The 21,346-nt window shown below is 66.7% G+C and carries 16 protein-coding genes; 6 read left to right on the forward strand and 10 right to left on the reverse strand.

What is annotated here, in order from left to right; translation table 11 throughout:
* Nucleotides 1-86 precede the first annotated feature (86 nt).
* From pepA to CDO81_RS03305, 9 genes are all read right to left on the reverse strand, one after another.
* Complete coding sequence (gene pepA, locus CDO81_RS03265; protein ID WP_088481703.1) at nucleotides 87-923, reverse strand: flocculation-associated PEP-CTERM protein PepA; 837 nt, start codon at nucleotides 921-923, stop codon at nucleotides 87-89.
* A gap of 178 nt (nucleotides 924-1,101) precedes the next feature.
* Nucleotides 1,102-2,358, reverse strand: a complete 1,257-nt coding sequence (locus tag CDO81_RS03270) for a GNAT family N-acetyltransferase (RefSeq protein WP_241516886.1) — start codon at nucleotides 2,356-2,358, stop codon at nucleotides 1,102-1,104.
* An 83-nt stretch (nucleotides 2,359-2,441) separates the two neighbouring features.
* Nucleotides 2,442-5,195, reverse strand: coding sequence for an XrtA/PEP-CTERM system TPR-repeat protein PrsT (gene prsT, locus CDO81_RS03275; protein ID WP_158218152.1), 2,754 nt, complete (start codon nucleotides 5,193-5,195; stop codon nucleotides 2,442-2,444).
* Nucleotides 5,196-5,218: 23 nt separating this feature from the next.
* On the reverse strand, nucleotides 5,219-6,586 hold the full coding sequence (prsR, locus tag CDO81_RS03280) for a PEP-CTERM-box response regulator transcription factor (protein ID WP_088481706.1): 1,368 nt from the start codon (nucleotides 6,584-6,586) through the stop codon (nucleotides 5,219-5,221).
* The gene (gene prsK, locus CDO81_RS03285) at nucleotides 6,583-8,697 is read right to left on the reverse strand and encodes an XrtA/PEP-CTERM system histidine kinase PrsK (protein ID WP_088481707.1); all 2,115 of its coding nucleotides are present in this window, start codon (nucleotides 8,695-8,697) and stop codon (nucleotides 6,583-6,585) included. Before prsK ends, prsR begins: the two co-directional genes overlap by 4 nt.
* Nucleotides 8,698-8,812: 115 nt before the next feature.
* Nucleotides 8,813-10,201, reverse strand: a complete 1,389-nt coding sequence (locus CDO81_RS03290; protein WP_338153592.1) for a TIGR03013 family XrtA/PEP-CTERM system glycosyltransferase — start codon at nucleotides 10,199-10,201, stop codon at nucleotides 8,813-8,815.
* A gap of 645 nt (nucleotides 10,202-10,846) precedes the next feature.
* Complete coding sequence (locus tag CDO81_RS03295) at nucleotides 10,847-11,989, reverse strand: branched-chain amino acid ABC transporter substrate-binding protein (RefSeq protein ID WP_088481709.1); 1,143 nt, start codon at nucleotides 11,987-11,989, stop codon at nucleotides 10,847-10,849.
* A 150-nt stretch (nucleotides 11,990-12,139) separates the two neighbouring features.
* Nucleotides 12,140-12,562 carry a DNA polymerase III subunit chi gene (locus CDO81_RS03300; protein WP_088481710.1) on the reverse strand — a complete coding sequence of 141 codons (423 nt, stop codon included), beginning with the start codon at nucleotides 12,560-12,562 and terminating at the stop codon, nucleotides 12,140-12,142.
* A 3-nt stretch (nucleotides 12,563-12,565) separates the two neighbouring features.
* Entirely contained in the window at nucleotides 12,566-14,029 is a 1,464-nt protein-coding gene (locus tag CDO81_RS03305; protein WP_088481711.1) for a leucyl aminopeptidase, read from the reverse strand.
* Between the two features lie 30 nt (nucleotides 14,030-14,059).
* Between CDO81_RS03305 and lptF the strand changes: the two genes are divergently transcribed.
* The 4 genes from lptF to CDO81_RS03325 are packed head-to-tail and all read left to right on the forward strand — an operon-like array spanning nucleotide 14,060 to nucleotide 17,590.
* Nucleotides 14,060-15,157: an LPS export ABC transporter permease LptF gene (lptF, locus tag CDO81_RS03310; protein WP_088481712.1), complete on the forward strand. Its 1,098-nt coding sequence runs from the start codon at nucleotides 14,060-14,062 to the stop codon at nucleotides 15,155-15,157.
* Nucleotides 15,154-16,281, forward strand: coding sequence for an LPS export ABC transporter permease LptG (lptG, locus tag CDO81_RS03315; RefSeq protein WP_088481713.1), 1,128 nt, complete (start codon nucleotides 15,154-15,156; stop codon nucleotides 16,279-16,281). The genes lptF and lptG overlap by 4 nt, the downstream gene beginning before the upstream one ends.
* Complete coding sequence (locus tag CDO81_RS03320) at nucleotides 16,281-16,649, forward strand: sirohydrochlorin chelatase (RefSeq protein ID WP_088481714.1); 369 nt, start codon at nucleotides 16,281-16,283, stop codon at nucleotides 16,647-16,649. The genes lptG and CDO81_RS03320 overlap by 1 nt, the downstream gene beginning before the upstream one ends.
* The gene (locus CDO81_RS03325) at nucleotides 16,646-17,590 is read left to right on the forward strand and encodes a CysB family HTH-type transcriptional regulator (protein WP_088481715.1); all 945 of its coding nucleotides are present in this window, start codon (nucleotides 16,646-16,648) and stop codon (nucleotides 17,588-17,590) included. The genes CDO81_RS03320 and CDO81_RS03325 overlap by 4 nt, the downstream gene beginning before the upstream one ends.
* Before the next feature lie 15 nt (nucleotides 17,591-17,605).
* Here CDO81_RS03325 and CDO81_RS03330 read toward each other — a convergent pair whose 3' ends face one another.
* Nucleotides 17,606-19,378 (reverse strand): type IV pilus assembly protein FimV, encoded by a 1,773-nt coding sequence (locus CDO81_RS03330; protein ID WP_088481716.1) that lies wholly within the window; start codon nucleotides 19,376-19,378, stop codon nucleotides 17,606-17,608.
* A 113-nt stretch (nucleotides 19,379-19,491) separates the two neighbouring features.
* On the opposite strand from CDO81_RS03330, the gene CDO81_RS03335 reads away from it, so the two are divergent.
* Together CDO81_RS03335 and CDO81_RS03340 are read left to right on the forward strand one after the other, a co-directional pair.
* On the forward strand, nucleotides 19,492-20,196 hold the full coding sequence (locus CDO81_RS03335; protein ID WP_088481717.1) for a Crp/Fnr family transcriptional regulator: 705 nt from the start codon (nucleotides 19,492-19,494) through the stop codon (nucleotides 20,194-20,196).
* A 60-nt stretch (nucleotides 20,197-20,256) separates the two neighbouring features.
* The gene (locus CDO81_RS03340) at nucleotides 20,257-21,339 is read left to right on the forward strand and encodes a phosphotransferase (RefSeq protein WP_420893061.1); all 1,083 of its coding nucleotides are present in this window, start codon (nucleotides 20,257-20,259) and stop codon (nucleotides 21,337-21,339) included.
* Nucleotides 21,340-21,346: the final 7 nt, after the last annotated feature.

Consider the following 21,346-nt stretch of genomic DNA (forward strand, 5'->3'; position numbering starts at 1 on the left):
CACGCCCTCGGCAAGCACCAATAAAAAAGCGCCCCGCAAGCGGGGCGCTTTCATGCTGCCAGAGCAGCGCGGCTTATTGCCGAATCTCAGGCCGACTTGCGACGCTTGCTGGCCACACCGACGGCCAGGAAGGCAGCGCCAACCAGGGCCAGGGCGCCCGGTTCCGGCACCGGCACGAAGAAGGCGTTGGCGGAGTTGTTGAGCAGTTGGATGCTCTGGCCCGACACCGGAATGAACGACTGGAAGTTACCGTTCAGGTCCAGCTTGATGTGGAAGGGACGCGGGGCGATGAAGTAAGCCTCACCGTCCGGGCTCTTCAGCTGGAAGTCACCGAACAGGATCTCGAAGTTACCGTTCGCCAGGCCGGAGCCGCTCGAATTGCCGTCCGCAGCGAGCGTCAGCGAAGCCGTACCCAGCAGCAGGTCGTCGGTCAGCGAGGCTGCGCCGCTTGCCAGCACGAGGTCACCAAACGACGGCACAGCGCTAGCCGAACCGCCGACGTTCCAGTCGGTGTCCTGGTTTTGGTCCAGGTAGAGCTCAATGGCGTTGTAGGTGGCCTTGAACGTCGTCGTCGTGCCGTCCGTCGTGTAAGTGCCGGAACCGATGAACTTGGCGTAGATGCCGTAGCCGTAGGCCGGGAACAGCGGGGGGTAGACGGCGTTCAGCTGCGTCGACAGGGCATTGCCGTTGCGGAACCACTGACCGGCGTTGAAGATCGCGGCGGTGGAGAAGTGGCTCGCATCCTGGAACGTCACGACTTCGTCGTACTGGCCGCTGAGCTGGTCAGCCACGAATTGGTTGGGGAAGCCGCCGCCGGCGCTTTCCTGGATCGTGACCGGCAGGCCAACCGTCGCTGCGTGAGCGCCAGCAGCACCGAACGCCAGGGCCACAACAGCCAGCTTCAGTTGCTTGGAAAACATCATTTGGAATCTCCTGTTGGTGAACAAGGCGCTAGTGATTCGCCGCACACCACATAAGCAGAGACCATGCCAACTCGCTCAACTGCTTTAAAAACAAGGACTTAGGAAATTCAAGCCGGATCAGCGCCACAAGCTGTAAACAATTCCGACAAGCGCCGACGCCCACCAGCGCGCCCTGGCCTCAAATCATGAGGTCGTAGGACGTGTGGCCGACTTCCAGCGCCGCCACACACTCCCGCCAGACACGGTCCGGCTCGGCGAGCTTGAAGCCGACGAAGACACCGCCTTCGCTTTCCATCTTGCGCACGGCCGAGACCTTGAGCGTGGTCTTCTCGTTCTCGCCCAGCTCAATCAGGGCCTCGCCTTCCTGGCCGACCTCCACGTCGAGCTTGCATTCGGCCTGGAAGCCCGACAGCGACACCTCGATCACATTGAGGATGAATGGACGAGGCCCACTGGGCGTGGGGAAGGTCACCACACCCGGGCAGCGCAGCGAGAAGCGCTGGTGCTGACGCACATGCACCGGCCCCACTGGATCAAGCTCCAACAGGGGTAGCACCGGCCGGTACTCCGCCATCGTGTAGATCGACCACAGCAGGGACTTCTTGCGATCTTCCAGGCTGGCAAACAGGTCGCTTTGCTGGTTGAAGAAGTAGTCGAGCAGCTCCGGCGTCATGACCGGGTCGTTCGTCGTGTGATAGCGCCGCTGCGGCAGGCGGATGTTGGGCAGCTTCAGCTCGACGAAATACTTGTAGAGGTTCTTGCGCAGCGAGCGGCCCTTGTACGCCTCACGGAAGATGTGCGGCGCCTTGCGCAGGTCGAGCGAGGCCACCACGGCCGGCGCGCCGTTGGCAAAGTCATAGCCCTCGATGGTCTTCTGCTGCATGCGGCGGAAGAAGAGCAGGGCCTCGTAGAGCTGGATCTTGTCCGGGTTGACGGCGATGACGAGGTGGCGCGTATCGAAGTACTTGGTGCAGTACTGATACATGAACTTCATGAGCGGGAACAGGATCCAGCCGCCCGTCTTGCGGAAGTCCGGATGCACGGCCAGTGCCGAAATCTCGGCGATCTTGCCGCCCTCGCTGCGCAACGGGTCCAGGTCGAAGATGGCCTGCAGCGGGAAGCCAAAGACACCTTCGCGGATCATCGACATCGTGCCAACGACGCGCCCCTCGTACTTGGCGCACAGCGTCGTGGTGGTGGGCAGCGCGTGGTACTGCGTGATGCGCATGCCCGAGGGGTGGGGCTTCATGAAGCCGCTGCCGACATAGGCGTCGTGCAGCAGCCGAAAGCACGCTTCGAGCTCTTCCTTGGTCTCGGCGATCTTGAGTTCGAGCCGGGCATCAGGCGCCGGATCGCAATCGATCATGTAGCGCAGCACCGGGAAGCGCACGGCGGGCGGCAGCATGCCGAATGCGGTGCGCAGCACGCCTCGCATGCGCTTTTGCAAGCTGGAACGGCGGACCTGAGCCATCGTGAGTTACCGCGTGAATGTGCCGTTCGGCACCATGCCGTTACGGGTCAAAGCCGCGCCTGCAGCGCCTTCACTTCCGCCTGGCCGGAGAACTTGTCTCCCAGAGCCGCCAGACGATCGAGTTCAACGCGCGCCTTGGCCTTGTCGTTGCTGCTCAGATAGTAGCTCGCCAGATGCAGGCGGTAGAGCGGAACGTCGGGTGCTGCGTCAACCGCGGAGAGCTGTATTTGCAAAGCCTTTGCGAAATCCCGCTTGCTGGCATGGATCTCGGCCAGGGTGTCGAGAAACGCCGGCTCCTGGGGAGCCAACTTGACCGCCTTCTGGGCCATTTCCAGAGCACCAGGCTTGTTCTCCCGGTTCAGCAGCCAGGCCAGGTTGTTCAGCGCCGCAGCGTTGTCAGGCTTGGCTTGAACCACGGTCGTGAAGCGCTGGCGGGCCAGTTCGTACTGCCCCTTCTTGAGCGCCAGGTCACCAAGGTAGAACACAAACGGGGCACTCGTCCACTGAGACTCGAGCTTGGCAGCCGCATCCGCCTGCCCAGCGCGAAGCAAGGCACTGTGCAGCTTGATGGCCACGTCAACCGATGGCTGCTTGGCCAACGATTGGCGGTACGCACCGGCAGCGGCAGCCCAGTTCTTGCCGCTCCATTCAAGATCACCTTCCAGGGCGAAGCCTGCTGCCATGTTGGCGGGCTGGCGCTGCAAGGCACGAGCAGCGGCCAACGCCTCCTTGCGGTTGCCGACACCCAACTCGAGCGCCATCAACCCCTGCCTCGCCTCGACGGAATCGGGCTTGATATCCAGCGCCTTTCGTAGCGCGGCGCGTGCGGCGGGCAGATCCTTGCGAACGCGATGTACATCGGCGAGGCGCAGGTAGGGCTGCGCCGATGCCGGCTGCAGAGACGCGAGACGGGTGAACGTCGTGATGGCCTGATTCTGGTCTCCCGACAGGAACTGCGCGCGACCCAGCGCGTCCAACAACTCGGGGTTGTCAGGCAGCAAGTTCAGTCCCTCTTGCGCGGCGGCGATCCCGCCCTTGAAATCCTTGCGCTCCAGCATCGCATTGATCAGCGCCACCCGGGGCACCACCTCTGACGGGTTCGCCTTGATCGCTTGAACCAGGGCATCCTGCACTTCCGCCGGGCCAGCACCCGACTTGGCACGCAGGCTCGAAAGCAGAAGCGCGCCCTGAGGATCACCTGGCCGCGCCTTGACGAACGCCTCCAGCCGCTGCCGCGCCTGATCGAACTTGTCATCGCCAACGTCCAGCGACGCCAGCGTTGCAATAGACGGAAAATGCGTTGGGTCAAGGCGCAGGGCATTCTCAAAAGCCGCCCTCGCCTCCTTGGCCTTGCTGCGCTGCAACTCGGCACGGCCGCGCAGGTAGGGTCCAAGAGGCGACTTCGGTTGCTTGCGCTCCAACTGCTCGATGGCCTTGAAGGCGCCGTCGTATTCCTGACGGCGCAGATGGCCATTGATCAGCGCCAGATCCGCAGCCACGCCGGGGTCCGACGAGGAGATGGTGCGCAGCGCTTCAAAGCCCTGCTCCGTCTGGCCTTTGGCCATCTGGGCCAGAGCCAACGCCGTGCGGCTGCGTGCATCCTTCTCGTCAAGGGCTGCCGCCTGCTTGAAGAGTTGCTCCGACTTGGCCGACTCTCCACCCACCCGATACGCCTGAGCCATCAGCACCAAGGCTTCTCGCGGTGGGGCCGCCGCCTCCACCAAGGGTTGCAACGCCTTGATCGCCTTGGTCGGCTCGCCAGACTTCACGTAGACCTGACCCAGCAACAGCCGCGTCCGGGGCCGGTCGGGCGCCACCTGGAGCGCGCGAGCCAGATGCGTCTGCGCCTGCATCAACTGCCCCTTGCTCAACTCGATGGCACCGGCGAGTTGCAGCACCATCGGGTCATCAGGCAGGTTTCGCACCAGCGGCTGAACCGTTTCGTAGGCTGTTTTCACGTCCCCCTTCTCGAAGGCCAGAGAAGCCGTGAAGAAAATCGTCTCCAGCGATTGCGGCGCCACCTTGCGCAGGACCTGCAACTGCGCCTCGACGGCCGCCAGGTCTTTGCGCCCCATCAAAAGCCAGATCAGCGAGGTGTGAGCCGCCCCGTTGTTCGGATTGCGATCGATGGCCTCGCGGAACGCCGCCATGGCCGCGTCTTCCTGACCGGTCACCAGCAGGAGTTCTCCACGCAGCTGCCGTGCTTCGGAGTCGGCCGGCGCCGACTCGATGACCTTGTCCAGCAACGCCAGCGCGCCCGACACATCCTTCTGCCCGGCAAGTCGACGGACTTCCAACAGACGCGCGCCGAGGTGGTTGGGCGAGACGGACAGCGCCGCCTTGACGGCTGCATCAGCCTCGACCGGCTTCTTCAGGGTGATGTAGGCCTTGGCCAGGGTGACCTGCAGATCCGCCTGCGCCTCAGGCAGCTTGAGAGTCTTGCCGGCGTATGTGCTGACCACCTTCTGGGCGTCGCCTTTGCTCAGCGCGATCCGCGCCAGCAGCGGGGCTACGCGGTCGGGGTCGAAGCCGAGATCCTGCGCCTTCTGCAACTCCACGCTCGCGGCCGCGTCTTCGCCCGCGTCGAGCATCAGCTTGCCCAGCAGGTAACGCCCTTCGGCGTCATCCGGGTTCTTCTGGAGAAGGTTCTTGAGCTCGATCACCGCGCCCTTGGTGTCCTTCTTCTCGATGTGCTTGCGAGCCGACTCCAGCAGGTTGCCCTGCGACTCGCCGGAACAGCCCGCCAGGCCCAGCGACAGGCCCAGAGCCGCCAGCACCCATGCGCTTTGGCTGAATATCACGTGGTTCTTCCCTGACTTTGGTGTCATTTGATTTGCAGCTTGCTCATGAGGTCGTACAGCGTCGGGCGGCTGACGCCGAGCATCTCGGCAGCTCGCACGATGTTCCCATCGGAACGCGACAGCGCCGCCACCACGGCCTGTCGCTCCGCGCGCTCCCGCACGGTGCGCAAGTCCAGCGTCGGCTCGGGCGACTCGCTCTCGTCGGCCTGGGGCGGCTTGAGGCCAAGGTCTGCCGCCGTGATGCGGTCACCATCCGCCATGATGGCGGCGCGCTTGATGAGGTTCTGCAGTTCGCGCACATTGCCAGGCCAGCGATGGGCCTCCAAGGCCCGGATGGCATCTTCCGACAAGGCAAAGGCGGGGCGGCGCTGCTCGGCGGCAAAGCGCCTCAGGAAGGCATGCGCCACCAGCACGGCATCGCCCATGCGATCACGCAGTGGCGGAATCTCCACGACGATCTCGGCCAGGCGGTAGAACAGGTCCTCACGGAAACGCCCATCGGCGATGCGGGACTTCAGATCCTGGTGCGTGGCGCCCACCACCCGCACGTCGATCGGGATCTCCTGGCGTCCGCCCACCCGCTCGATGGTGCGCTCCTGCAGGAAGCGCAGCAGCTTGGCCTGCAACGGCATCGGCAGATCACCGATTTCGTCCAGCATCAGCGTGCCGCCGTTGGCCACCTCAATCTTACCCAGGGTGGACTTGGTCGCCCCGGTGAAGGCGCCCTTCTCGTAACCGAAGAGCTCGCTCTCCAGCAAGGTCTCGGGGATGGCCGCGCAGTTGATGGCCACGAACTTGCCCTTGCGCCGGGAGGCATCGTGCAGAGCTTGGGCCAGCACTTCCTTGCCGGTGCCGCTCTCGCCCAGCAGCAGCACGGTCGCATCGCTGGGCGCCACCTTCTCGATCATGCGGCACACGCGCTGCATGCCGGCATCGCGCGTGATGAGGCCCGAGAAGACATCGCTGCTCTGCTGCATCTGCAAGCGACGGTTCTCCTGCTGCAGTTCGTAGAGGCGGTAGGCGCGTTCCACCGTCAGGCTCAGCACATCGGGGTCGACCGGCTTGGCCAGGAAGTCGTAGGCCCCCATGCGGATGGCGCGCAGTGCGTTCTCCTGGTCGTTCTGACCGGTGAGCACGATGACCTTGACCGCGGGGTCGAGCTCCAGCAGCTTCTCCAGGCACTTGAACCCCTCCGAGACCGAGTCCCGGTCCGGCGGCAGGCCCAGGTCCATGGTGACCACGGCCGGGTTGTTGCGGCGGAACTGCAGCACGGCGCTGGCCACGTCGTCGGCGGTGACGGACTCAAAACGATCGAGAGACCACTTGAGCTGCTTCTGCAGCGCGAGGTCGTCCTCGACGATCAGCAGGGGGGCGTGTCGGGGCGTGCTCATTGGACGTCGAGCGCCGTCAGCGGCGCCTCGGTCTGGGCATGGAACAAGGGCAGCAGCAGGGTGACGGTCGTCCCCTGGTTCACTTCACTTTGCACGCTGATCTTTCCCCCCAGTTCATGCACGTATTGGTAGCTCTCGTGGGCGCCAATGCCCATGCCGCTGGCCTTGGTGGTCTGGAACGGCTTGAAGAGACGATTCTGGATGAAATCCTCGGTCATTCCGCAGCCCGTGTCTTCCACGCGAACGCGGGCTTGGCTGCCTTGAGCGTCCAGGGTGAGGCTGACGCGACCGTTGGCGGGCGTGGCATCGAAGGCGTTCTGCACCACGTGGCCCAACACCCGCTCCACGCGCTCCACATGCCCCCGCGTGCTGACACCCGGCTGCAGCACCAGTTCCAGCGTTCGCCCCTTGCTGGCCGCGGCCGAGGCCAGACGGCGGGCGATCTGCTCCAGGTCAACGCCACTGGTCACACCATGCGGCTTGTCACCTTCCCGCAGTTGCAGCATCAGCTGGCGCATCTTCTCGAGCGAGTTCTCGACGGTGTCGAGCATGTCCTGCTGGAACTCAGGGTTGTCACGCAGGCGCTTGGCGTTCTTCATCATCAGCGACAGCTGCGTGACGATGTTCTTCAGGTCGTGCACGACAAAGGCCGACATGCGATTGAAGGCGTCGAACTTGCGCGCCTCCAGCAGGGCCTCGGTGACCAGGGCTTGGTCCAGATAGCCCGACGCCTGGCTTGCCGCAGTGCGCAGCAGGTCGCGCACCTCCCAGTTCAATTCCACGGTCGCCCGCGGCCGCCCCAGGACGACGAAGCCGATCAACGCCTCCCGCACCAGCAGGGGCACCAGCAACCAGCACCGGTCATCGGCCACCAGCCACGCCGGCAGGTCGAGCTCCGGATAGGCCTCGCGGCGAGCGCGCCATTCGTCGATGTCGATGATCCAGGCGCGCTGCTGCCAGAACCGCGCCAGAGCACCGTCCCGCGGTTCGCTTGCGACCTCATGGGACAGGTTCCAGCGTGCCGCCTGCAGGAAATCGCCGCCCGACGAGCGCTGCATCCAGAGCATGCCGCTCGGGCTCTCCACCAGGTTGGCCAGCGCCTTGACGACGGTTTCGGAGGTGTGCTCGGGCGCCGTGCTGCCCGACAGCAACTGCGTGAAGCGCAGCCACTCTTCCCGGTAGTCGTAGCGGTAGCTGAAGAAGTTCTTGCTGATGTAGACCCGCAATCGCGATCGCATCGAGCCCGAGGCCACCAGCAGTGCCAGCGCCACCAGCGCCACGAAGACCAGGGCCACCGACAGCGCGCGCCCCCAGTCGCCGCTGGTGTAGCGCACGTAGTAACCGACGCCGGCCACGATCAGCAGATAGGCGCCCACCAGCAACAGCGTGGCCGAATGGAACACCGCCGCTCGCGACACGTGCAGCTTGCCCAGCCAGTCGCCATGGCGGCGCGACGCCACGTAGAGCAGCGGCACGGCTGCCGCATGCACCAGGGCACGCACGCTGATCGCGTCACCGTCGAACCGCTCGAACAAGGCGGCCTGGGAACCGACGAAAAGGTCGAACACGAAGATCGCCCCGAGCCCGAGGCAGACCGGCTTGGCATTCCAGCGCGCATCGCCCGTGGCGTTGCGCAACATCTGCTCGACCAGCACCAGGCCCAGCACGGCCGTGGCCAGGGCCGCGAAGCCCTGAGGCCGCGCAAGCGCACCCGCAGGCAGCCCGTCTGACCAGAAGACCAGGCCAAACGACAACAGCAGCACGCCCGCTGCAAGCGGCCTCAGCAGGCCGAAGGCACCGCCACGCCGCGGCGGGGGCAGCAGCATCAACATGAAGGCGTACCAGCAGCACACCCGAAGGAGGTCCAGCGTCGGCGCGATCCAGCCCGGCGGCCGTGCCGACCAATGGCTCACGCCCTCCAGCAGCACGGCGCCGGCCCAGGCTGTGCTGAACGCCAGCGCCAGCAGGAAGGTGACGGCCACGCGCGTGACGGGCTGCCCGCCAACCACCAGCCGCTGGGCGAAGTACAACCCCAGGCCGCCATAAGCCAGCAGGGCCACCAGCGCACTGAGGCTGCTCAGGACAAGAAAGGGGGCCAGCACCTCGGTCATGACATTCGGCGCAGCGCCCAATTCAGCAAAGTCGCAGACATCCAGGATTCAAGCACGCCACATGGCGCCTGCCCATCCCGTCTAACGCCGCCACATCCGGGGCGGCCCGGCGCGGTCAGCGCGCGCCCTTGCCGGTCAGCACCACCGCCACGGTCTCCAGCATGATCAGCAGATCGAGGAACAGCGAATGGTTCTTCACGTAGTACAGGTCGTACTGCAGCTTCTCGACCGAATCCTCGATGGTGGAGCCATATTCGTAGCGCACCTGCGCCCAGCCGGTGACGCCCGGCTTCACGCTGTGGCGCACCGCGTAGTACGGGATCTTGCTGATCAGCTCATCCACGAAGAACTGCCGCTCCGGACGCGGGCCCACCATGCTCATCTCGCCCCACAGCACGTTGAAGAGCTGCGGCAGTTCGTCGATGCGGACCTTGCGGATGAACCGGCCGACGCGCGTCACGCGGTCATCGTTCTTGGTGGCCCAGCGCGGCTTGCCGTCCTTCTCGGCGTCGGTGCGCATGCTGCGGAACTTGATCACCTTGAACGGCACGCCGTTCAAGCCGACCCGCTCCTGGCGATACAGCACCGGGCCGCGGGACTCCAGTCGGATGGCGATTGCCGTGACCAGCATGATCGGCAGCGTCAGCAGCAGGATCAGCGTGGCGAAGATCACATCGCTCACCCGCTTGATGGCAGCGCGCAGCATGCCCTGGCTGAAGCCATCACCAAACACCAGCCAACCGGCATTGACGTGCTTGATGTTGATCTGAGCCAGGGTCTTCTCGAAATGGGTGGCGATGTCGACCACGCGCACGCCCGACAGCTTGCAGTCCAGCAACTGGCGCAGCGGCATGCTGCCGCCGCGGCGCTCGGTCAGGGCCACCACGATCTCGTCGACGTTGTGCTTCAGCGCGGCCTCGGTGAGGTTGGCGCCGTCGTTGATGATCTCGCTGGCCGGCACATCCGGCTGGTCTTCATTCGGGCCGGCATAGAAGCCGACGATCTGGGCGTGCGGGTCCGAGGCCCGCAGGGTGTTGCCCACCGTCAGCGCTGCCTTGCCGGTGCCGAAGATCAGGATGCGACTGCGCATGCGCGCCTGCGCGCCGGAGTGCGCCGCATAGACCCGGTGCACCATCACGGCCGCCACCGCCACCATGGCCACCAGCGTGAGCGAGTCCCGATGCGTCGTGTTGGACGGCACCAGGCTGAAGATCATGTACGCCAGCGGCAGGCCGAAGAGCAATCCGAACAGCGCACGTGCGCAGGACTCGGTGACCGAGCGGTTGTGGACGTGCTGGTAGAAACCCGTCGCTGAATTGATGACGAACATGCAGCCCGCGAGGGACAGGCCATGCGACGCGGCAAACGGCAGCACCGTCTGCGCCGACTCGCCTTGGCTCAGCACCACTGCAATCACGGCAAAAACAATCAGGCCCAGGTCAAAACAAACCTGTAGCAGAGTTTGTTTATGCAGATAGTGGTTGAATATTCGAATCATTTGCATCCCCGATCACCTACTGCTTGGCACCCTCAATCGCATATTGATCAACGAAATTCGAAAACAATCGATATTTCATTCACCACCCCAGCGCAGACACCTGGCATCTCTAACCCACCAAGTGGCTGTTCCGAGCCTGAGGGCGCTTCGGAGACAGTCCGGCGGGTTCGCGCGGGGTCGACAACCGGCTTTGCAATGACCGTAGCCGACCAGCCTCTGATCGCGCCGGCATCATGCCTCTGGCACCCCGCCTTGAAAGCCCCCCGTTTGGAGGGTGCGCGGACCCTGAAGATGTGACGCCGGCGTGCCCTGTTCGGCGACTCCCCAGCGCCGCGCGTGATGACGGGCGGGAGTAGAACGCAAAGCCAACTTCGGGCGCACGACGGACGCAGCCAAAGCGTGCGGAACGCACGCGCAAACCTGCCAAAACCCCAAAGCAATCACTTATGTGCAGCGTGCGTAACAGCCGCGCAGCCGTAGTTCCCCGCGTCGTCAATATTTACCGAGACGCTGCTTTCGGGGAGTATTCACGCCTTGCGACATTCACCCGCCACACACGCCCGAACGCGCTGGCCGCAGACACGCCGACCCGCGACAAGACGAAAAAAAGCCCGCCGGGCGGCGGGCTTGCAGGAGCGGAGGCGTTCGGGATCAGCGCACGACGGCGATCTGCTCGCGGTTGCCGCCCTTGTAGGTGTAGAGCGTCAGGGCGCCGTTCTTGATGTCGCCCTTGTCGTCGAAGGCGATGGTGCCGGTCACGCCCTTGTAGCCAGCGGTCTTGGCCAGCACGGGCAGGTACTTCGCCGGCTCGGCGGAGTTGGCCTTGACCATGGCAGCGACCATCACGTTGACGGCGTCGTACACGTAGGGCGCGTAGATCTGCACGTCGACGTTGAACTTGCTCTTGAACTTGGCCTTGAAGTCGTCCATGGACTTCTTGGCTTCGCCCTCGACGCCACCGGCCTCGGCGCAGACGACCTGGCCGTCAGCCATGGTGCCGGCGGCCAGCTTGGGCAGTTCGCCCGAGCAGATGCCGTCGCCGCCCATGAACTTGGCTTCGATGCCGAGCTGCTTCATCTGGCGCAGCATCGGGCCGGCCACGGCGTCCATGCCGCCGAAGAAGACGACGTCGGGCTTCTTGCCCTTCAGGGAGGTCAGGATGGCGGTGAAGTCCGTGGCCTTGTCGTTGGTGAACTCACGGCCGACGACCTTGCCGCCAGCCGCCTTGACGCCCTTTTCGAACTCGTCGGCCACGCCCTGGCCGTAAGCGGTGCGGTCGTCGATGACGGCGATGGACTTGCCCTTCAGCGTGGTCACCGAGTACTTGCCCAGCGTGCCGCCCAGGTGCACGTCGTCAGCCACGACGCGGAAGGTGGTCTTGTAGCCGTTGCGGGTGAACTTGGGGTTGGTGGCGGACGGCGAGATCTGCGGGATGCCGGCGTCGCTGTAGACCTTGGAGGCGGGGATGGAGGTGCCGGAGTTCAGGTGGCCGATGACGCCGTTGACCTTGGAGTCGACCAGCTTCTGCGCAGCCGCGGTGCCTTGCTTCGGATCGCCAGCGTCGTCTTCGGCCAGCAGTTCGAACTTGGCCTTCTTGCCGCCGATGGTCACGCCCTTGGCGTTCAGTTCCTCGATGGCCAGACGAGCGCCCAGCTCATTGTCCTTGCCGAGGTGGGCGATCGCGCCGCTGGTCGGGCCGACGTGGCCGATCTTGACGACCAGGTCCTGCGACATGGCGGCGCCGCTGAGCAGTGCTGCCACTGCACCCACCACGATATTCAGCTTGATTTGCATGGATCAACTCCAGTTTGGATGAGAGAGGAACGACAGAGAACGTTGAGTTTTCAACCGAATGAACATACCCCAAATCCGAGGCCCTCTCATTCGGGAAAGCGTGGACGCATCGGCCGTGGGCACGCCGCAACGAGACGGCTTTGCCCGCGGTCAACCCGCCGCCGAAAAATGGTCCAGCTTGGCGCCGGATTGGCTGTAGCGACGGTAGCGCGCACGCCCCGCTTGAACGCGCGCGGGGTCGTGCCCGATGACTTCGAGCACGCGCTCAAAAGCCATCACGTCGCCGGGCATGTCGTCGGCGAGGTTGAGCAGCAGGCCGCGGTGCGGCAGCCGCGCGGCGTCGTCCACCAGCAGCACCTCGCCAGGCGCTGCCGGTGACGAGCCGTCCCAGCGGCGGTGAGGGATGAACTCAGTGGCTTCGAAGGTCCAGAGCAACTGGTCCAGCCGAGCCGCCTCGGCGGCCGGCACGCACACCCCCACCGGCTTGCCCGTCGCCAGCGCCCGCCGGATGAGCCGGCAGGCGAAGTGCAGCGGGTCGGCCGCGTCGCTGTAGAAGCTGACCTGCAGCGCCACGTCTTACTTGGCGTGGCTCAGCACGAAGTGCGTCAGCAGGCCCACCGGCCGGCCGGTGGCACCCTTGGCGGCGCCGCCCTTCCAGGCCGTACCGGCGATGTCGAGGTGGCCCCAGCGGTACTTGGTGGCAAAACGCTGCAGGAACTTGGCGGCCGTGATCGAGCCACCGGCACGACCGGCGATGTTGGGCACGTCGGCGAAGTTGCTCTTGAGGCCCTCGTTGTACTCGTCGTCCAGCGGCATGCGCCAGCACGGGTCGAGCGCCGCATCGCCCGCAGCCGTCAGCGCGGCGGCGAGTTCGTCATCGCTGGCATACATGCCACTGCGCACGCCACCCAGGGCGATGACGCAGGCACCGGTCAGCGTGGCCACGTCCACCACCACGGCAGGCTTGAAGCGCTCCGCGTAGGTCAGCGCGTCGCACAGGATGAGGCGGCCTTCGGCGTCGGTGTTCAGGATCTCGATGGTCTGGCCCGACATGGACGTCACCACATCGCCCGGCTTCACCGCACGACCGCTGGGCATGTTCTCGCAGGCGGCCACGATCATCACCAGATTCAGCTTGGGCTTGAGTTCGGCCACGGCGCGCAGCGTGCCGATGACGCTGGCCGCACCGCCCATGTCGAACTTCATCTCGTCCATCTCGGCGCCCGGCTTCAGCGAGATGCCGCCGGTGTCGAAGGTGATGCCCTTGCCGACCAGCACGACCGGCGGCACGGTCTTGGCCGCGCCGTCGTAGCGCGCCACGATGAAGCGCAGCGGCTCGTCCGAACCCTGGGCCACGGCCAGGAAGCTGCCCATGCCGAGCTTCTCCACCGCCTTCTTGTCCAGGACCTCGACCTTCAGGCCGTGGCTCTTGCCCAGGGCCTGCACCACCTGGCCGAGGTAGGTCGGGGTGGCGTAGTTGGCCGGACGGTTGGCGCATTCGCGGGCCAGTTCGACGCCGGCGGCGATTGCCTCGCCACGGGCCAGGCCCAGCTTGGCAGCCTTCAAGTCGGCCTTGCCCACCAGCAGGGCCACGCGGGCCAGCTTGGGTGCCGCCGGTGCGCTCGGCTTGGTGTGGCGGTAGACGTAGACGGCGTCGGTCGCGGCCACGGCCGTCTGCTCAGCCAGGGACTCCGCCAGCGCAGCATCGAAACCCGCAAAGGCGACGGCGGCGCTCGCTACGCCGCGCGACTTGATCTGGCCCAGCGCGGCGCCCAATGCCGCGCGGGCGGCAGCCAGGCTCGCCTTGCCGCTGGCGGCCAACACCAGGCGGGTCGCCTTGACGCCTTCCGCCGGGGCCAGGGTCAGCACCTGGCCGGCCTTCAACGCGAAGTCGCCGAGCTTGATCGCGGCCTGCACCTGCTTGGCCACGGCTGCATCCAGACCCTTGGGCAACGCCTCACCGGCGATCACCACGACAAGCGCATCCGCACCCACGCCCGCGAGCCCATCGAGCTCAGCGGTTTGAATCTTGAAGTCCATAATGACTGGAAGTAGAAAGAAGTGCGTTTGATGTTATTCGATTCATCCACGCGGTCCGAGTTGGCGCGGAGCTTCGGGGTCACCCTTGTGGTCATCCTGACCATCATGCTGACGGTGACCCTGATCAAGACACTCGGGCAGGCCGCAGGCGGCAATGTGGCGCCGCAGGATGTGGTGCTGCTGATGGGTTACGCCACGCTGGCGCACCTGGCCACGATGCTGAACCTGTCGCTGTTCATCGCCGTGGTGGCCACGCTCGGGCGGCGCTACCGCGAGTCGGAGATGACGATCTGGTTCGCCAGTGGCGTGCCGCTGTCCCGCTTCATCCGGCCGGTGCTGCGCATGGCCTGGCCGATCCTGCTGGCGATCGTGGTGCTGGAGTTGGTGGTGTGGCCCTGGGGCAACCAGAACAGCGCCGAACTCCGCGACCGCTACCAGAAGCGCAGCGACCTCTCCCGCGTGGCGCCGGGCCAGTTCCAGACCTCGCGCGACGGCAGCCGCGTGTTCTTCATCGAACGCGACGGCGACGATGCCGGCACGGGGCGCAATGTCTTCATCCTGTCCAACCAGAACGACCGGGAGTCGGTCACCACCTCCGCCCGCGGCCGGCTCGAGATGGAAGGTGACGACCGCATGCTGGTGCTGGACCACGGTCAGCGCAACGAGACCCAGCTCAAGACCGGCGAGAAAAGCCTCGCCCGTTTCGAGCAGTACAAGGTGATGACCGACACGCAGGTGCTCGCCAACGCCAACCAACTGCCCCCCAAAGCCACGCCCACCCTCGATCTGCTGCGCAACCTGACGGTCAAGAACCAGGGCGAGATCGCGTGGCGCCTGGGCTGGATCTTCGCGGGCTTCAACATGGCGCTGCTGGGCATCGGTGTGGCGGCCTCCAACCCGCGCCGGGCCAACAACTGGAACCTGCTGTTCGCGCTGCTCGCCTTCGTCGTGTACTTCAACTCGATCAATGTGTCGGTGTCGCGCGTGGGCAATGGCACCGCCGCGCTGGCGCCGACGCTGCTCGGCCTGCATGGTGGCGCCTTCGTGCTCGCGCTGACCCTCATCTGGCTGCGTGACAACGGCAACCGCTTCTGCCTGCGCCGCCGCGCCAAGGAGGCCACGGCATGAGGACGGTCCGCCGCCTGCTCTACAAGGACATCATCGGCTCGGTGCTGCTCGTGGCCCTGGCCTTCCTGTCGCTGTTCTTCTTCAACGATTTCGTCGACGAGATCGATCGCATGTCCCGCATCGGCGCGGGCGCGGGCAAGGCCGCGCTGCTGGCTGCAATGGAGATCCCGGGCAACTTCTACACCCTCTTCCCGATCGCCGTGCTGATCGGCGCCATCTTCGCGCTGGCCCGCCTGGCGCAGAGCAGCGAGTTCACCATCCTGCGCACCGGCGGCCTGGGGCCCGCGCGGGCGCTCGGCCTGCTGGCCCGGCTCGCCGCGGTGTTCGCCATCCTGACCTTTGTCGTCGGCGACTACGTCGCCCCCGAGTTCGAGCGCCGCGGCAACGACCTGCGTGCCGGCTTCGCGCACGACGCCTCGCAAAGCACGCGCGGCGCCTGGCTCAAAGACCATCAAACCGTCGACGGCCAGGAGCGCAGCTACTCGGTCAAGGTCGGTCGCGTGGGCGGCGGCGGCGACCTGGAGAACGTCTTCATCTTCGAGTTCGATGCCGAAGGCCGGCTGCTCTCGCGCACCGAGGCCCGCAAGGTCGATGTGGATGGCCAGGGGGTCTGGCATCTGCAGCAGGTCAAGCGCGCGGTCTGGAACCCCGGCCTGCCCGCCGGGGCCAGCCCGGTGGGCAATGTGGTCGTCAGCGAGCAAAGCCTCGACAAACTCGACTGGCAAAGCTCGCTGCATGCCGGCGTCATCGCGGCGGCGGTGCTGCCCGCGATGTCGATGTCGACCGTGGAGCTGTACCGCTACACCCGCCACCTGTCGGCCCAGGAGCAGTCCGCGCAGGCGCACAACATCCAGTTCTGGCGCAAGGCCCTCTACCCCTTCGCGTGCTTCGTGATGGTGGCCCTGGCCCTGCCCTTCGCCTACCTGCACGGCCGCTCCGGCGGCATCAGCATCAAGGTGTTCGGCGGCATCATGCTGGGCATCAGCTTCGTGCTGCTGAACAACGTCGCCGGCCACCTCGGCCTCCTGAAGAACTGGACGCCCTGGGTCGTGGCCGCCACCCCCAGCCTGCTCTACCTCGGCCTGTCGATGGCTGCGTTCACCTGGCTCGTGAGATACCGCTGATGGATGGTCTTCTGTTGTTCGCACACGGGGCGCGTGACCCGGCCTGGGCTCGCCCCTTCGAAGCCGTTGCGCAGCGCCTGCGCGAGTCGCGGCCTCAAACACCGCTGGTGCTGGCCTTCCTCGAATTCATGACGCCCGGCCTGCCGGAGGCTGCCGAGCAGCTCGTCGCGGCCGGCTGCACGCGGGTGCACGTGATGCCGCTGTTCCTGGGCACGGGCGGCCATGTGCGGCGCGATATCCCCCCGCTGCTGGACAGCCTGCGCGAACGCCACGGCAGTGCGGTGCAGTGGGAACTGCACCCGCCGCTGGGCGAGCACGAGGCCGTGCTGCAGGCGATGTGCAACGCCTGCCTGGAGCCGCTGCGATGAACCTGCATCAATTCCGCTTCGTGCAGGAAGCGGCACGCCGCAATCTCAACCTGACCGAGACCGCCAAGGCGCTGTTCACGTCGCAGCCGGGCGTGTCCAAGGCCATCCTGGAGCTGGAAGAGGAGCTCGGCGTCGACATTTTCTCGCGCCACGGCAAGCGCCTGCGCCGCATCACCGAGCCGGGCCAGCAGGTGCTGGCCTGCATCGAGATCATCCTGCGCGAGGTGGGCAACCTCAAGCGCATCGGCGAGGAGTATTCGCGTCAGGACAGTGGCACCTTCTCCATCGCCACCACCCACACCCAGGCGCGCTACGTGCTGCCTGCGCCGGTGGCCCAGCTGCGCAAGAACCTGCCGCAACTGCGCATCAGCCTGCACCAGGGCAGCCCCGATCAGGTCGTGAAGATGCTGCTCGACGAGAGCGCCGACCTGGGCCTGGCCACCGAATCGCTCGCCCAGTACGCGGAGCTCGTCACCCTGCCCTGCTACGAATGGCAGCACGTGATGGTGGTGCCGCGCGACCATCCGCTGGCCAGCGCCGAGCGCATCAGCCTGGAGCAGCTCGCCGCCGAACCGCTGGTCTCCTACCACCCCAGCTTCACCGGACGCACGCGCATCGACAAGGCCTTTGCGGCGCGCCACCTCACGCCCAACGTGGTGCTGGAGGCCATCGACTCCGATGTCATCAAGACCTATGTGCGGCTGGGCATGGGCGTGGGCATCGTGGCCGAGATGGCGATGCGCGAGGAACCCGCCGGTAGCGACCTGGTCGCCCGCCCGCTGGGCAGCCTGCTGGGCAGCAACGTCACCCGCATCGCGTTCAAGCGTGGCGCCTACCTGCGCAACTACGTGTACGTGTTTGCCGAGCTGCTGTCCGACCGGCTGAGCCGCAAGCTCATCGAGAAGGCCATGAACGGGGACGCGAGCGACTTCGGCCTTTGAGCCGACTGCAGGCGCCTAGCCGTCGAAGCGGGAATCCAGCGGCAGCATGAGGTCCACCTCATCGCCGCGCAGGCCGGCCTCGTAGAGGTCGCGGGCGACGCTGTACAGCAGCAGCAGGTCGCGATAGGCCGGCAGGTCGAACTGCGTCACACCCGGGCCGCGGCCGTGGGCCAGCAGCTCCTGCAGCATCCGCATCGCGGCTGCCGAATCCGACCACACCACCTGCAGGTGCGCCATCACGCTCGGCGAGGCATCCAGCGTGCGGCCACGCGACAGGCTCTGCGACCAATCCGGCCCCAGGCTGCCGAAGCGTTGCTGGAACTGCGTGACCAGTTCCGCGAAGGCCTCGGGGTCGCCGCGTTGCTGGCACAGCTCCATCAGCATCAGGTGAGGCATGGCGCCGGTCTGCACGCCCGTCGGGCCGCGGGTGAGGCGGCTTGCCAGCAAGTCGGCGGCGGCGTCCTGCTGGCCGAGCAGCAGCAGGAACTCCACCTGCTGCTGCAGGTCCAGCAGTTCATCAGCCAGGGTGTCCAGCCCCGTGGGTGCGGAGGTCACCACCGGCTCTGCAGAAGCGCGCACCGGCAGGGGCTGCGTCGCTTGCATGGACGTCGGGATGACGGCGGCCTGGGGAGCCGTGGGCGCCGCGGGTGTCGGCGGCCAGGGCATGGGCCGTGGCTGCGGGCGCGTGATCTGGTGTGGACTGTCCTCGGCGCCAACCATCGCCCCGGCCAGCACAGGCGCCGCGACGCCCGACGCGGCTGCCGGCGCCGCCGGCACGGCACGCGGCAATCCGGCGCCTTCGGCCGCATGCAGGGCGCGCCAGTAGGCCAGCTCCTGCCGGGCCCGCTGGTCACGCCAGCGGCTGAAGTAGAACGCCCCGGCGCCGGCAATCAGGCTCATGGCGAGGGTCAAGAGCCAGGTCATGGGGTCCCGGTAGGGCGACGGCCGCGGCGCTGGCGCCAGCGTCGGCGCCACGCGGAAGGCCTCTGGTGCCGGCGCGGCCGACGCCGGTGCCGCCTCAGGCGGGGAAGCGGCGGCCGAAGCCGGCACGGCCGCCTCGGGCGCGGACGCGGCGCCACCCTCCGCCTGCTGGCGAGCCAGGATCTCGGCGCGCAACTGCGCCACGGTCTGCTCCAGCTGGGTGATCTGCGCTTCCAGCTCGGGCGTCAGCTCCGTGACCGCCGAGGCCGCCGGTCGCGCGGGGCGAGCCGCCGCGGAGGCCAGGATCTCCGGCTGCTCCAGCGTGAGACGCGGGCCGGTCACACGAGGCTTCGGGCGCGGCCGGGGCTTCGGAGCGGGCGGCTGCACCTCCAGCCGGGCGGTTTCCACCAGCGGGGGCGGTGCGTAGACGGGCGCGGGCGGCGGCGCCGCGGCCGAAGCCTGCGATGCACCACCCGGCGGGTCGATGAAGGCGTTGAACTCGCGGGTCAACACCAGCGGGCAGCCGAGCGCCAACGTGATGCGCAGGGCCGGCTCGTCGATGCCGACCTGGCTGGTCAGCCGCACCCGCCGCTGACCCGGCTCCCCTTCCAGCCGCAGCTGCAGCAGGCCGGCCGGCACGCGCGCATCACCGGCAATCACCTCGGCGCGCGCGCAGCCGTCGGCCAATTGCTCGCCCTCAGCCAGCAGCAGCGGGAAGGTCACATCCAGCGGGCGGCCGAGGGTGGATTGCACCTGGGGCCGGCCCAGGCCCAGCGCGTGTACGCCTGGGGTGGCCAGGCCCAACAGCAGTGCCAAAGCGGGAGTGATGGCGCCGAGCAACGTCGGGCGCAGGGCCGTGATGGGCATCGACTGCGTGCGGCTACGGATGGGTTGAGTAACGAAGGGTATCGGCGCGAGGCACTCTAGCATGGGGAAAGACGGCTCAGCCCCTTGGCAGACCGGCACAATTCCACCCCAGCATGAACGCACTCAGCCTGACCCCCGCCGAACGGCAGCAGATCGACCAGGGCGCCTGGTTCTCCAAGCTGTCCGAACCCCTGCGCAATGACATCCTGCAGCGCGCCTACGTCCGCCGCCTGCCCGACGAGACCATGCTGTCCCACCGCGGCGAGCCTGCCGAGGAATGGTCGGCCGTGGCCAAGGGCGCGGTGCGCGTGAGCTCGGTGTCGCTCGCGGGCAAGCAGATCTCCCTCACCTACGTGGAGCCCGGCACCTGGTTCGGCGACATCGCCCTGTTCGACGGCCTGCCCCGCACGCACGATGCCTATGCGCATGGCGACACCACGTTGCTGTGCGTGCGCAAGGCCGACTTTCATGCGCTGCTCAAGGCGCACTCCGAGCTGTACGACGCGCTGCTGCGCCTGAACTGCCGGCGCCTGCGCCTGATGTTCGACATGATCGAAGACCTCAACACCCGGCCGCTGGCGGCACGCCTGGCCAAGCAGGTGCTGCTGCTGGCGCGCTCCTACGGCGTGCAGGAGGGTGACGAGATCCGCATCGGCCTGCAGCTGGCCCAGGAAGACCTCGCCCAATTGCTCGGCGCCTCGCGCCAGCGGGTGAACCAGGAGCTGAAAGCCTTCGAGCGTGAAGGCGCCGTCCGCGTGGAGCCGACGCGCCTGGTGGTGCTCAGCCGCGAGAAGCTGCTGGCCGCCGCCGCCCGCTGACACTGCCGCGACACGCCGGCCCCCCGCCGGCTCGCAGAATGCGCGGCTGCACCTGACCACCTGCCTGCCATGGAAGCATTCACCGGCACCCGCCCCCTCGCCCAACCGCTGGACACCGCCGCCCTGCAGGCCTGGCTGTCCGCTCACGTGAAGTGCTTTGCCGGCCCGCTGGCCATCGAGCAGTTCAAGGGCGGGCAGTCCAACCCGACCTACTTGCTGAAGACGCCGGGCGCGCAATACGTGATGCGCAGCAAGCCCGGCCCGGTGGCCAAGCTGCTGCCGTCGGCCCATGCCATCGAGCGCGAGTTCCAGGTGATGGGCGCGCTGGCAGGCAGCGCGGTGCCGGTGCCCGACATGCTGGCCTTGTGCGAAGACGAGAGCGTGATCGGCCGCGCCTTCTACGTGATGAGCTTCGTGCCCGGCCGGGTGCTCTGGGACCAGAGCCTGCCGGGACTGAGCCCGACCGAGCGTGCCGCCCACTACGACGAGATGAACCGCGTCATCGCGGCGCTGCATCAGGTCGATGTCGAGGCGGTGGGGCTGGCGGCGTACGGCAAGCCGGGCAACTACTTCGAGCGCCAGATCGGGCGCTGGAGCAAGCAATACCTCGCCTCAGTCACAGAGGCCAATCCGGCCATGGACGCGCTGCTGGCCTGGCTGCCGGCCCACATCCCCGCCTCGGCGCGGGACGAGGCTGAAGTCAGCATCGTGCACGGCGACTACCGCATGGACAACGTGGTGTTCCACCCCACCGAGCCGCGCATCATCGCGGTGCTCGACTGGGAGCTGTCCACGCTCGGCCACCCCTTGGCCGATTTCAGCTACCACTGCATGAGCTGGCACATCAAGACCTCGGGGGCGGCCCGCGGCCTGGGCGGCAAGAACCTGGCCGAACTCGGCATCCCGAGCGAGCGCGAGTATGTTCAGCGCTACTGCGAGCGCACCGGCCGCGCCGACGTGAACGCCGTCATGGCCGACTGGAACTTCTACATGGCCTACAACATGTTCCGCATTGCGGCCATCGTGCAGGGCATTGCCAAGCGTGTGGTGGATGGCACGGCCTCCAGCGCACAAGCCCGGGAGACCGCCGCCACGGCGCGACCGCTGGCCGAGATGGCCTGGAGCTTCGCGCAGAAGGCGTAGGCGACGC

It is taken from the genome of Roseateles puraquae (genome assembly GCF_002205845.1).
Taxonomy (GTDB): Bacteria; Pseudomonadota; Gammaproteobacteria; order Burkholderiales; family Burkholderiaceae_C; genus Pelomonas; species Pelomonas puraquae.

Coding starts and splice junctions, on each gene's coding strand:
- CDO81_RS03330 (WP_088481716.1), bottom strand. CDS start 19,378: ATGCCCATCACGGCCCTGCGCCCGACGTTGCTCGGCGCCATCACTCCC.
- pepA (WP_088481703.1), bottom strand. CDS start 923: ATGATGTTTTCCAAGCAACTGAAGCTGGCTGTTGTGGCCCTGGCGTTC.
- CDO81_RS03295 (WP_088481709.1), bottom strand. CDS start 11,989: ATGCAAATCAAGCTGAATATCGTGGTGGGTGCAGTGGCAGCACTGCTC.
- CDO81_RS03335 (WP_088481717.1), top strand. CDS start 19,492: ATGAACGCACTCAGCCTGACCCCCGCCGAACGGCAGCAGATCGACCAG.
- prsK (WP_088481707.1), bottom strand. CDS start 8,697: ATGACCGAGGTGCTGGCCCCCTTTCTTGTCCTGAGCAGCCTCAGTGCG.
- lptF (WP_088481712.1), top strand. CDS start 14,060: ATGTTATTCGATTCATCCACGCGGTCCGAGTTGGCGCGGAGCTTCGGG.
- CDO81_RS03305 (WP_088481711.1), bottom strand. CDS start 14,029: ATGGACTTCAAGATTCAAACCGCTGAGCTCGATGGGCTCGCGGGCGTG.
- CDO81_RS03270 (WP_241516886.1), bottom strand. CDS start 2,358: ATGCGAGGCGTGCTGCGCACCGCATTCGGCATGCTGCCGCCCGCCGTG.
- CDO81_RS03325 (WP_088481715.1), top strand. CDS start 16,646: ATGAACCTGCATCAATTCCGCTTCGTGCAGGAAGCGGCACGCCGCAAT.
- prsR (WP_088481706.1), bottom strand. CDS start 6,586: ATGAGCACGCCCCGACACGCCCCCCTGCTGATCGTCGAGGACGACCTC.
- CDO81_RS03290 (WP_338153592.1), bottom strand. CDS start 10,201: ATGCAAATGATTCGAATATTCAACCACTATCTGCATAAACAAACTCTG.
- CDO81_RS03320 (WP_088481714.1), top strand. CDS start 16,281: ATGGATGGTCTTCTGTTGTTCGCACACGGGGCGCGTGACCCGGCCTGG.
- lptG (WP_088481713.1), top strand. CDS start 15,154: ATGAGGACGGTCCGCCGCCTGCTCTACAAGGACATCATCGGCTCGGTG.